This is a genomic window from Peribacillus frigoritolerans (assembly GCF_040250305.1).
Lineage (GTDB): Bacteria > Bacillota > Bacilli > Bacillales > DSM-1321 > Peribacillus.
Window position 1 is genome coordinate 4,983,578 of the sequence record NZ_CP158190.1, and the last position, 12,362, is coordinate 4,995,939.

General features: G+C 41.1%; 12 protein-coding genes. 5 read left to right on the plus strand and 7 right to left on the minus strand.

The window, feature by feature from the left end; translation table 11 throughout:
* Positions 1-111 precede the first annotated feature (111 nt).
* The 3 genes from ABOA58_RS24675 to ABOA58_RS24685 all read right to left on the minus strand — a co-directional run bounded on the left by ABOA58_RS24675 (position 112) and on the right by ABOA58_RS24685 (position 3,882).
* Positions 112-636, minus strand: a complete 525-nt coding sequence (locus tag ABOA58_RS24675; protein WP_350300394.1) for a hypothetical protein — start codon at positions 634-636, stop codon at positions 112-114.
* Between the two features lie 424 nt (positions 637-1,060).
* Positions 1,061-2,161, minus strand: a complete 1,101-nt coding sequence (locus tag ABOA58_RS24680; RefSeq protein ID WP_350300395.1) for a CaiB/BaiF CoA transferase family protein — start codon at positions 2,159-2,161, stop codon at positions 1,061-1,063.
* A 239-nt stretch (positions 2,162-2,400) separates the two neighbouring features.
* Entirely contained in the window at positions 2,401-3,882 is a 1,482-nt protein-coding gene (locus ABOA58_RS24685; RefSeq protein WP_350300396.1) for an amino acid permease, read from the minus strand.
* 443 nt (positions 3,883-4,325) lie between these two features.
* Between ABOA58_RS24685 and ABOA58_RS24690 the strand changes: the two genes are divergently transcribed.
* Positions 4,326-5,951, plus strand: coding sequence for a M4 family metallopeptidase (locus ABOA58_RS24690; RefSeq protein ID WP_350300397.1), 1,626 nt, complete (start codon positions 4,326-4,328; stop codon positions 5,949-5,951).
* A gap of 271 nt (positions 5,952-6,222) precedes the next feature.
* On the plus strand, positions 6,223-6,624 hold the full coding sequence (locus tag ABOA58_RS24695) for an SET domain-containing protein (protein WP_034310428.1): 402 nt from the start codon (positions 6,223-6,225) through the stop codon (positions 6,622-6,624).
* Between the two features lie 180 nt (positions 6,625-6,804).
* Here the strand turns inward: ABOA58_RS24695 and ABOA58_RS24700 are convergent, their stop codons facing one another.
* Together ABOA58_RS24700 and nagZ are read right to left on the minus strand one after the other, a co-directional pair.
* Positions 6,805-6,993 (minus strand): hypothetical protein, encoded by a 189-nt coding sequence (locus tag ABOA58_RS24700; RefSeq protein ID WP_350300398.1) that lies wholly within the window; start codon positions 6,991-6,993, stop codon positions 6,805-6,807.
* Between the two features lie 91 nt (positions 6,994-7,084).
* Entirely contained in the window at positions 7,085-8,323 is a 1,239-nt protein-coding gene (nagZ, locus tag ABOA58_RS24705; protein WP_350300399.1) for a beta-N-acetylhexosaminidase, read from the minus strand.
* Between the two features lie 182 nt (positions 8,324-8,505).
* Between nagZ and ABOA58_RS24710 the strand changes: the two genes are divergently transcribed.
* Positions 8,506-8,859: a hypothetical protein gene (locus ABOA58_RS24710; protein WP_350300400.1), complete on the plus strand. Its 354-nt coding sequence runs from the start codon at positions 8,506-8,508 to the stop codon at positions 8,857-8,859.
* A gap of 64 nt (positions 8,860-8,923) precedes the next feature.
* Here ABOA58_RS24710 and ABOA58_RS24715 read toward each other — a convergent pair whose 3' ends face one another.
* Positions 8,924-9,706 carry a TrmB family transcriptional regulator gene (locus ABOA58_RS24715; RefSeq protein ID WP_350300401.1) on the minus strand — a complete coding sequence of 261 codons (783 nt, stop codon included), beginning with the start codon at positions 9,704-9,706 and terminating at the stop codon, positions 8,924-8,926.
* A 210-nt stretch (positions 9,707-9,916) separates the two neighbouring features.
* Here ABOA58_RS24715 and ABOA58_RS24720 point away from each other — a divergent pair, with 210 nt between their 5' ends.
* Positions 9,917-10,687: a sulfite exporter TauE/SafE family protein gene (locus ABOA58_RS24720; protein ID WP_034310419.1), complete on the plus strand. Its 771-nt coding sequence runs from the start codon at positions 9,917-9,919 to the stop codon at positions 10,685-10,687.
* A 107-nt stretch (positions 10,688-10,794) separates the two neighbouring features.
* A complete protein-coding gene (locus ABOA58_RS24725) occupies positions 10,795-11,733 on the plus strand; it encodes an oxidoreductase (RefSeq protein ID WP_350300402.1) in 939 nt (312 codons plus the stop codon).
* Between the two features lie 70 nt (positions 11,734-11,803).
* Here ABOA58_RS24725 and ABOA58_RS24730 read toward each other — a convergent pair whose 3' ends face one another.
* Positions 11,804-12,244 carry a peptidylprolyl isomerase gene (locus ABOA58_RS24730; protein ID WP_095679904.1) on the minus strand — a complete coding sequence of 147 codons (441 nt, stop codon included), beginning with the start codon at positions 12,242-12,244 and terminating at the stop codon, positions 11,804-11,806.
* Positions 12,245-12,362 lie beyond the last annotated feature (118 nt).

Consider the following 12,362-nt stretch of genomic DNA (forward strand, 5'->3'; position numbering starts at 1 on the left):
CTAATCGGCATTAGATAAGTGTGCCGATTAGGTTTATACTATATAAAAAACGTAAAAGACATTCAAAGCCGAAAGCAACAAAAAAAGAACGCTCACCAGCACGTCCCCTTTTTACTTGCAACTATCATCATCATCCATTTTCTTCACAAATATATCATCCGTCACCCTATCTTCCAGCTTGTTCCTCAAGGCCAATTCCGCAGCCTTCCCATCACTAGGCGACCCGTCCGAGAAATACATCGGAAACAAGGAGAAAAACAAAACATAAAAAGAAAAATAGATAAATTGATACCAGATTACCGAGCTGTCCAGGATATTCTGATACACTAAGCTATATATGATCAGCATGCTGACTAAATTAAAGATAGCCCCCCCTAAATAAATCAGCGTATTCGTCAATCGATTATCATGTTTCAATCCCTTGAACTCGCAAGTCCCATTCCAAAAATAATATTTCCTTACTTCTATGTTCCGAAAGGCGAAAATTTTATTGCCACAACCGATCAAGATTTTCTTTTCTGATCCCCCAAAGATCGTAACAAAGAAAATATGCCCGCTCAAATGTATCAGCGTAACGATCGGCATGATCAAAAAAAAGGAAAATAGAAATTTAATGATATCAGAGAGACCAAACATGTTTAAGCAACCCTCCTTACTAGAGCAATTTTCTTAACAGGATGCTACTCTGATACCCTGCCCACACTAGTTATAACTAGTAAATTTTCACAGTGGTCATATGTTGCTTTCCACAAGTGCTAAGAGGATAATTTGTTCTCTTCTGCTTAATCCGGGCTGTTTCCAACTTAATTTGGTCTGACATCAGGGTTTTTTAGACTATCTCCTGCTTAATTCGACCTTCCTCCGATTATTTCGACCTATCTCCAGCTTAATTCGACCTTCCACCGATTAATTCGACCTATCTCCTGCTTATTTCGTCCTTCCTCCGATTATTTCGACCTATCTCAGCTTTATCCGTCCTTCCTCCTGCTTTTTCTGGCCTTCAAAAAAAGCTATCTCCTTCCAAATAAATTTAGAATAGTGATAGCCTTTACATCTTTATTTAGCGATTGGGGGTGCGAAGAATTTCTGCGTTGTTTTGTCCTGGCCTCAAGCCTGTATGTTTATATTCAGGGGTGAAAACCGATGTTTTGAATGGGCAGGCGATTTGCTTCTGGACATTTCCTTTTCCGTCAGGTACCTCGACGATCATTCCCCTTTCCTTCAATTGGGGGTGTTCGGCCGCTTCGGTGAAGGTCAGCACTGGTTCTGCACAGGCCTCGAAATCAGCGAATATTTCCTGCCATTCATGAAAATCTCTTTCAAGGAAAGCCAGTCGGATGGCCGTTTTAAATCTAATTCCGCTTTCTTCATCGCTTTTCATGCTGAGGTCATACAATTCGGGTGCACCGATTGCTTCGCATAATGCTTTTCGAAATGGGGGCTCAAGGCTCCCTACCGAAAAATGGCGTCCATCTTTCGTTTCGTAAAAGTCATAAAAGGATCCTCCGTTTAACATCATTTTTTCTGGTTCAAGCTCGAGGCCCCCTTGTAAATTCAAAGGTGCGGATATGGCATTCAAGGCAAAACTGCAGTCGGTCATGCTGATGTCGATGGCTTGGCCGAATCCCGTTCTTTCCCTGTGAATGACTGCAGATAATATACCGATAACAGCATGCAATGAGCCTCCGGCAAGATCTGCTATTTGGGTTCCGTTTTTTGCCGGTCCGCCCTTTTTCGTACCGGAATAGCCTGATAAGCCTGCAATTGAAATATAATTGATATCATGTCCCGGTCGGTCTTTATAGGGACCAGTCTGGCCGAATCCCGTGATGGAACAGTAAATCAGCTTTGGATTGATCGATTTTAATGCCTCATACCCCAGTCCCAGACGTTCCATGACACCTGGACGGAATTGTTCAATGACGATATCGTATTCCTTCACTAGGTTTTTTACAGATTCGATTGACTCAGATTGTTTTAAATCCAGTGTGATCGACTTCTTCGATCTATTAAGATATTGGTTCACACCCCATGAATCCTTTGCTCCCGGCCTCTCTACCTTCAATACATCCGCTCCTAAATCCGCAAGCATCAAAGTGGCATATGGGCCTGGCAGTAACGTTGAAAAGTCCAATACTTTTAAATGAGTCAATAAGGTCATCAGCCGTGCACCTTCCCTTTCCATTGAAAATATTAAAAGCTTTCCCCGTCGTTCTGTACATTCAATTTAGCAGAGATTACGATTATCATATAACACCTCTCATCGAATATGTATAAATTTCCATTTAACAAAAATAAAAAGCTAGGAATCGGCTTCCTAGCTTTTTGATGATGAGCATAACAAGTAAATGCCGGACAATTCAATACTGCATTGTCCGGCTGATTTCACTTTAAGGTTGTTCATTCATATTTTTTGTCAAAGTCAAATTCGACTTCATCAAGTTTAACGAATTTAGTTTTTCTTATCAGTTTATAGCCAAACCATAGACCAAGGAAAAGCGGGATTCCCAGGTATGCTGCTATAACACTGCCCCAATCGATCTGGTCTGAGAAAAAGGCTTGGATATTTTGGGACAGGATGACGATCATGCCAATTAATATGGCAAAGATCGGACCTATCGGGAACCATAATGCCTTATATGGCAGCTTCTCCAATGAATGGCCTTGAGCGATGAATGCTTTCCGGAAACGGTAATGGCTGATGGAAATGCCCAGCCAAAAGATGAATCCTGTAATTCCAATGGCATTCATTAACCAAATATACACTTTACCATCACCGAATACGGAGGCTAAAAAGGCAAGCATGCCGATGGAACATGTCAAAATCATGCCTGCAACCGGTACTCCGCGTTTATTAAGTTTTGCAAAAATACGCGGTGCTTGTCCATCTTTTGCCATTGAATATAACATACGCGTAGATGCATATAGACTGGAGTTACCTGCAGATAATACTGCTGTTAAAATGACGGCATTCATAAGCGAAGCAGCAAAGGCCACTCCAGCTTTTTCAAAAATGAGTGTGAATGGACTTACCATGACGTTATCACCTTGTAAACTTGGATTCGTATAAGGGATAAGCAGTCCTATTACGAAGATTGCAAATACGTAAAAGAGCAGGATTCTCCAGAATACACTTTTAATGGCCTTCGGTATATTCCTTGCTGGATCTTCACTCTCACCGGCAGCAACACCGACAATTTCAGTACCTTGAAAAGAAAAGCCAGCCGCTATGAATACAATGAAGACACCCATGAACCCACCCGGGAAAGGAGCCTCATCGACGGTGAAGTTTTTAAAACCTACTGCTTCGCCGCCCATAATGCCGACGATCATTAGCAGCCCGACGATTATAAAAATAACGATGGCCGTGACTTTTATGAAGGAAAACCAGTATTCCCCTTCACCATATCCTTTAACGGATAAATAGTTCAATAGGAAAATGAGCACCAAGAATGATGAACTCCACAACAATGATGGACTATTCGGAAACCAGAATTTCATGATCATTGTCGAGGCTGCCAACTCTGCAGCTATCGTCATCGACCAATTGAACCAATACGTCCATCCCAAGGCAAATCCAAATGCCGGATCGACGAACTTCGACCCATAGGTACTGAAAGAGCCGCTTGTCGGCATGAATGCTGCCAATTCCCCTAAGCTCGTCATCACAAAGTACACCATTGCCCCAACTAAGGCATAAGCAAGTAATGCTCCGCCTGGCCCAGCTGTATGAATGGCTGCCCCGCTGCTGAGGAACAGCCCGGTGCCAATAGCCCCTCCAATGGAAATCATCGTTAAATGGCGGGATTTTAAACCGCGCTTTAATCCTTGTTCTTCTTGCTTTGGAGGATGCAAGATGTCATTTTCTTGTTTTGGTATCATAAATTTTCATCCCTTTCTATATAAGCGCTTTCATATATGGGGAAATCCATTTAATAAATTTTCCTATTTCATAGACTTTCAAATAGACCTAATTTACAATTCGAATTCCTTTTCTGAATATATGCAATTTTCATGCCAGATTTACAAAGCGCAATATTCAACAAATTATCAAAAAAAAATGCCTTCAATAGACAAATTTCTTTGCACTTTACGCCATGTTTTTTTGCACATTATGCCATGTTTTTTTGCACATTTATTCATTTGGTTTAATTTAAATACATTCCAAATATTACTAAAAGAATATATTCAAAGAATATTTCTATTAAAATCCATTTTTCTCCATTTTATTCCTTTAAATGTCATATTTTTTGCGAGTTTTCTCCATTTGATAATAATATGAAACGATGTAAAAATGAGGTATTCTCATGAAGGAGTTGAGTGTTATGAAAGGTAAGGTATTTTTAGGAACTGCACTATCCATCGGTCTATTATTTTCTGCTATTCCCCATCAAGAAGCTTTAGCGGCAAAAAATGTGTTAAGTGTTGAAAAGTACAATAAGCATAAGGATTCGCTAGAATTCAAGTCTGGGAAACTTACGGACCCATCCAAGCAAACGGCAGAAAATATCATTCTTACCTTTTTTGATGAAAACAAAAAGTCTTACAAGCTAGAAAAGCAAAAGGCAAAGGACTCCTTCACGATTCAGAAAGAAAGCAAGGATGAACTAGGCAACACCGTCCTTAGATTGCAACAAACCTATAAAGGCGTACCTGTATGGAATTCCACACAAGCAGTATTGATTGACGCTAAAGGTGTATTAAGCGTCGTGTCCGGTACGGTTGAAGCCAATCTAAACACGAAATTAGGCAAAAAGGCTAAAAAAGGCATCAGTGAATCCGAAGCTATCAAAATAGCGGAAGCGGATCTTGGGTTCACCCCTGCCTACGAACAATCACCTGAATCTGACCTATATGTATATGCAAATGAAGGCAAGGCCGATTATGTTTATAAAGTCAATTTGAAATTCCTAAGTCCGGAACCAGGAAATCATAATTATTTCATTTCAGTCAAAACGGGTAAAATCCTGAATAAATATAATACACTAGATGAAGTGACAGGGACCAATTCCGTCGGGACGGGCACCGGTGTGCTAAACAACACCGTGTCGCTGAACACTACCTTATCCAACGGCCAATACTATTTACAGGACAATACACGCGGTAAAGGCATCTACACTTATAATGCCAATAACCGTTCAAGATTGCCTGGTACACTCTTTTCCAACACAACAAATGCATTTACTGCTTCTGCCGATAAAGCTGCGGTGGATGCCCATTATTATGCGGGTAAAACCTATGATTATTACAAATCCACATTTGGCCGGAACTCTTATGATGGAAATGGAACCATCCTGAAATCAACCGTTCATTATGGCTCAAGATACAATAATGCTTTCTGGGATGGCACCCAAATGGTTTACGGTGATGGAGATGGCACGACATTCATCCCATTGTCCGGGGGTCTCGATGTCGTTGCACATGAACTGACGCATGCCGTGACTTCCTCGGAATCGAACCTTACCTATCAAAATGAATCCGGTGCTTTGAATGAAGCGATATCTGATATTTTTGGAACTGTTGTAGAATTTAAGAATCAAAGTGCCAAAGCCGATTATTTGGTCGGAGAAGATATTTACACACCTAGCATTTCCGGTGATGCACTCCGCTCGATGGCTAATCCAACATTGAATGGTGACCCTGACCATTATTCGAACCGTTATACGGGAACGGGTGATAACGGCGGAGTCCACACGAACAGCGGAATCATAAATAAGGCAGCTTATTTAATCTCTGCAGGCGGAACCCACCATGGCGTAAGTGTATCCGGGATCGGCATCGATAAACTAGGAACCATCTTTTACCGGGCCAACACAACTTATTTAACTTCCTCGTCGACTTTTTCACAAGCCAGAGCGGCAGTCATACAAGCGGCTTCTGATTTATACGGTTCAAGCAGTGCAGAAGTCACGGCTGTCAAAAATGCCTTTACAGCTGTCGGTGTGAATTAAGAGATTTACCTATATAAAACACCTCCCTAGCCCACCTCTAGCGGAGGTTTTTTTTCTTATGCGGGGCTATCCCGATCATTTGAGCAGTTCGCCGCCTTTTTTCGGCCTTCATGTGAAGAATTCCGTCCTTTGGTACGGGGAGAGCCTCAATAAAAACAATCTTGTCGTTTGCTAAAAATGATTAATTCCGTAAAATAGTTGCTTTTCTTCTTATTAACTGTCAAGCTTAGATGATCTGGACTATATTGAATAGAACAAGTAGGTGACGAACATGATTGAAGTTAAAACTTCCACACTCAGTGATGGTGAGTTCAATAGAGGCGTATTCGCAACACGAGATATTAAAAAAGGTGAGCTTTTACATGAGGCACCTGTCATTGCATATCCAAACGAGGAGCATGTTTTCATAGAGAAGACATTGCTGGCTGATTATGCGTTTGAATATGGTATAAACCATACTGCCATGCTTTTAGGCTATGGCATGCTGTTTAATCATTCTTATACACCCAACGCTACGTATGACATAAACTTCAAGAATCATACGTTTGATTTCTTTGCTTACACCGACATAAAAGCAGGAGAAGAAATCCTGATTAATTATAATGGTGAAGTCGATAATGAAGATCCGCTTTGGTTCAATAAAGAAAATGACGGTGAAGATGAAGCTGAATGATCATTGATCATTCATGAAGCACTTGTACTTTTTAAAACCTGTCCAAGGTTTTTTCGAAAGTACAAGTGCTTTTCCTTTTTCCTTTCACCAGCTTGATGAATTCACTGCTGGATTTTACTAAAAGGATATAAGCAATAAAAAAAAGCCCCATTAAGAATAACTTAATGGGGTCATTTCACCTTAACGTACGGATGGGTTACTTGATTTCGTTTTGGTTATTGATTGGAATTGGTTCTTGACCTTATCAATGGTTTCGGGTGTGGCTAGGGATCTTATTTGACTCATGGTTTTTTCACGGGTTTTCTTATTGCGCATTAAAAATGCGGCTGCTCCTATCAGGACGGTTCCAAGCATTTTGTTTGATGGCATGTTAGTTTCCTCCTTCAAGTTAGTCCTATATAGTATTCCCTCTATCAGCCGATTTAAACAAAAGCATCCTTTTGAGAGAGCGGTTTCGCTTTTATTCATCCTCGCTCAGGCTTTCGATAAACTTTATGCTTTCGGGATTTTTCACGACTTTTTCCGATTGATCCGGGTCAGCTTTCGTTTGCTTCATATTGTAAAGTTTATATGTCAGCACTCTTTTCACTGACTCGTTTATTCTATCCATTGGAACTTCCCCTGCTTTTACTGCTTGCAGTAATCCGTTATATACCTCAAGCTCATGGGAATATTCATGACAGACAAGTAATAAATCAACTCCTGCAAGGATTGCCTGCTTCCCCATCTCTTCATAGGAGAAATACTTGTTCACAGCACCCATTTCCAAATCGTCGGTAACGACAAGTCCTTCATATTTGAGTTTCCCCCGAAGCAGGTCTTCGATGATGATTTTAGAAAGGCTTGCTGGTTTTTCTTTATCATAGGCTGGATATTTAATGTGGGTCACCATCACGAAAAACTTTTGGTTATCCAGTTCACTTATGATTTGCTTGAAAGGATAAATATCCGAATTTTCCAGATCAAGTTGGTTTGCCTCCACGGATGATGTTTCGACATGCGGATCGATTTCGCTGCGTCCGTTTCCAGGAAAGTGCTTCAATGCACCAGTTATCGATACATCGTTCAAGCCTTGAATGGCTTTCTTTCCGTATTGATACACCTTTTCCGGATCTTGCCCAAATGAACGCTTATCCGTTTTCGATAGATCAAGAACCGGGGCGAAATTAATGTTAATCCCCATGGAGCCCAGTTCTGTCCCATTCAATTTGGCCACCTTGTACATGTCTTCAACGGATGCATTATTTCCAAGATCCTGTTGCGCGGGGAGGGGCGATACCCGTTCCTTCATCCTGATGATGTCCCCGCCTTCCTGATCGATGGCCACCATCAACGGAAGCGAATGGGTACTTTGATCGGCCATTTGCTGAAGCGAATTCGATAACCTGGCCACTTGTTTAGGGGATTTCATATTACGGTCAAAATAAATGACGCCCCCTATATGTTTTTGTTCGATAAGCTCCGTAATTTCACTGCCCTTTTCGGTTCCCTTGAAACCGACCATCATAAGCTGTCCGATTTTTTCTTCAAGCGTCATTTTTTTCAGCAATTTTTCTATACTCTCATGATTATCCGCACCGGCTTCTTTCCCTTTTTCCGCTCTGGAATCCACATCCATATTCAACTGAATGGACACCACTGTAAAAGCGAGAATTGCGATGAGGAAAAGGCCCCAATATATATTTTTTTTATTCTTCATGCTTTGACCTTCATTGACATTTTCTCTGTCCTTCCTTGATAGCCCTTTTATTGATTTCGCTGCACACTTCTTAATCATGTTCATAAAGTGACAATTCTATATCATCATTGCGGATTTTTTTGAATAAAGCATTAGCCGCGTACCATACTACAAACATAGCCTAATTAAAAGGAGATGCCCCCATGAACGGAATCTTTAAGAATATTGCCGTCACCTTCAGTCATGCAGTCGATTATGCAAAAGAAAAAATAACTGCCATTACAGGAACAACTTCTGTTACGATAGTGGAATTGAGTGAGCACATCATCAATCAGCCTGAAACAAAACTAATCAGGAAAAACCTTTTAGGTATACCTTTTTCTTTTTATCATTTACAAAAAGAAGACGTTACGTACTATTTGGAAATGAAAAGCACACAGGTTCTCCAGTTGGATGTTCAAGCGCACAATCATACAATTGTGTCTTACAGGTCTTATCGAGATAAATCCAGCTTGCCCACGGCCATTAGATTTCCTAAAACCCTTTTATCCGAATGACTTCGGTACAAAAATAAAAAAGCTGATATCCCCTGCATATGGGGTTATCAGCTTTTTTTTAATCTTATAGGGAGAAAAAACGGTCTCTTTCACTTGAAATCCATTTCTCTGCATCTTCTTCATCCTTTTTAACCAAGCGGTTAACGAGGATATCATGCCAAATGTAATTTTCGAGAAAATTGATATGAATGGGATCATCTGTGTAAAACGCCGTTTCCCTCGTTTCGGGAGAAGGGCCGTAAATCGTCTCCTTGCCATCGATGGATAAGATGAACCATTTGTTTTCTCCGATATTTTCCACATAGCTTGTTTTGCGATGTATATCTATCCCTGATAATGGGTTTTCAACCTGAAATGCAATCCCCTTGAGAGTGCAATGCCCAGCGACCCCTTTTAGCTCTTGTTCAAGTTTGCCATACATCTCGTCCCATAAGGAAACCACCACCCTTTTCTCGGCTTTGTGAATCAAAGTACGGCAGAAGGATAGGATGTGCCCTTCACCCTTAAGCGTCATTACACGATTGTCAGACATCGGTTCGATTTTCTCGAATTGCTTTAGTGTATGGCTTATGGATTGATAGGTATTGTTCCATTTTGATTGAACCGATTCCAAAAAAACATCGACTGGCAGCGGTGAATATTGTATCGAGTCATTGATTTCCTCTTTTAAGACGATTCCTTCTTCTTGCAGTCCATTTAATATTTCATAGATGCGGGCCCTTGGAATTCCTGATTCCTTGCTTACTTGATAGGCACTGGTTGGGCCTTGGCGAACCAAAGAAACATAAGCCTTTGCTTCATATTGACTAAACCCGAGAGACTGTAGTTTTTGAATGATATCTTGCATAGTACCTCCTAGTGCTTTTAGTAAGTTATATGCCTATCATACCAAATGTCTTATCGAAATCTATTCGATATCAGTTGGAATGACTCATAATATTCTTATTTACAGAACGGCTTCAATTAGTTACTATTTAAATAGTGACTAACAAAAATGGTTTATGGCTTCAGCAAAACAAGCATTTCAGCCATAATGCCATTGACGGAGGCTTCTTGGATGGAAGATATACAAATTTCAACACTTTTGCTGCTGATGTTTTTCGGATTTTTGGCAGCATTCATTGATTCCGTGGTCGGCGGCGGCGGCCTGATTTCGATACCCGCTTTATTATTTTCAGGACTTTCCCCGTCAGCAGCGATCGCTACAAATAAGTTAGCAAGTTCCATGGGGTCTTTAACAAGCACCATTGCCTTCATTCGCTCAGGTAAGGTTGATTTTAAATTGGTTTCCAAACTTTTCCCATTGATTTTCATAGGTTCCCTGCTAGGGGCTTGGGTTGTCAATTTCGTCTCGCCTGAATTATTAAAGCCAATGATCTTGGTTCTATTAATAGCTATTGCCATTTATACCTTTTTTAAAAAGGACTGGGGCCAGAAATCGACTTACCATACACTCACATGGCAAAAGGCTGCACTATTTGCGTTCGCTATATTTGCCATTGGTTTTTATGATGGCTTTTTGGGCGCTGGAACGGGATCCTTCATTTTGTTTGCCTTTTTAATGATTGGCTTTGATTTTTTGCACTCTGCAGGAAATGCAAAATTTTTGAACTTCGGAAGTAATTTGGCGGCACTGATCATGTTCATATTCCTTGATACCGTCAACTTTTCCTATGGAATTCCAATGGGGATCTCCATGATAGCAGGAGCGTTGGCCGGTTCTAAATTTGCCATTAAGAAAGGAGTGGCATATGTAAGAGTATTATTTATCATCGTAACCGTCATTCTGATCGTGAAAAATATAATGGATTACTTAATGGGCGGCTAATCTTTTAAAAAAATAGACGACAGAACACTGTTCCCCACACAGAATGTGACATATAGGAATTATTTGGGTATATGATAGGTAAAGACTGTGTGGAAAGGTGTGGTTGGATGATTGAAAAGTGGAATGGCGAAGAAATGGCAGATGTATCGGGGCAAACCATTGTGATTACTGGTGCAAATAGTGGGCTTGGCTTCGAAACGGCTTTTGCACTGGCCGGTAAGGGGGCAGAGATCATCCTTGCGGTCCGGAATGCTTCAAAGGGTGAAAAGGCGGTCGATAGAATCTTATCGGTCCATCCAAAAGCAAATGTACGAGTAATGGAGCTGGATTTAAGTGATTTGAGCAGCATTCGGCATTTTGCCGCTTCCTTTCAGGAAAACTATGAATCTCTCTCCGTCCTCATCAATAACGCAGGTGTGATGATTCCGCCCTACAGTAGGACGAAGGATGGCTTCGAGCTGCAATTCGGCAGCAATCACCTCGGTCATTTTGCTTTGACAGGCCTCCTTCTTCCGCGTATCCTTTCTACGCCAAACTCGCGTGTGGTCACATTGAGCAGCTTGGCCGCCATCAATGGATATATAGACTTCGAAAATCTAAATGGTGAAAACGGTTATAAACCAATGAAATACTATGGGCAAAGCAAGCTGGCCAATCTACTCTTCGCCCGCGAATTACAGAATAAATTCAACCAGCATGGTGCAACCCCGATCAGTGTTGCCTGTCATCCGGGCCTTTCCCATACTAATCTCATGTCACGCGGTTCTGGCAAACCCATAAATAAATTCGTGCACTTTCTTTCCAAAACCATCACCCAGCCGGCAAGTATGGGAGCATTGCCTACCCTTTATGCCGCAACGGAACCTGCATTGACAGGCGGGGAGTATATCGGACCCGATGGAAAGAAGAGCAGAAAAGGCTTTCCCAGAAAAGACGAGATCATCGATACCTTATATAATGAAGAAACGTCGAAAAGATTATGGGATATTTCAGAAACCTTGACAGAGGTCAAATATCGTTTCACTGAAAGCACGATGCCAAAATGACTTTATATATTTTCGCTCATGAACAGCGCAAAAAAAAGAGGGAGCATGATGCCCCCTCTTTTCGCTTTCATCATTCAGCGTCAAAAACTTCGACTTTTTCCATTTTGTCGCCATTTTTCATAGCTTTGGCTGTTTCAAGTCCAGATGTCACTTTACCGAATACTGTGTGAACACCGTTAAGATGCGGTTGTGGTTCATGCACGATAAAGAATTGGCTTGAGCCTGTGTCTTTTCCAGCATGTGCCATAGATAGGCTACCTGCCTCATGTTTATGAGGGTTTCCTTCTGTTTCACATTTGATTTGTGTGCCGCTTCCGCCTGCACCTGTACCTGTTGGATCTCCGCCTTGGCTTACGAAACCAGGGATTACACGGTGAAAGACTACCCCATTATAAAATCCTGTGTTTGCCAAGTTTTCGAAGTTAGCCACTGTGTTCGGTGCTTCGTTCGGGAAAAGGTCGAATTCGATTTTTTCCCCATTTGCCATAAGTATGTATCCTTTTTTAGCCATGTAAAACATCTCCTTTAATATGAACTGAATCAAATCTAATAGTACCATTTTTAGAAGCAGAAAGAAAAGCAAGCGCTACTTATTTCGAATTGTATCATTATACATTCCTCTAGTTTTT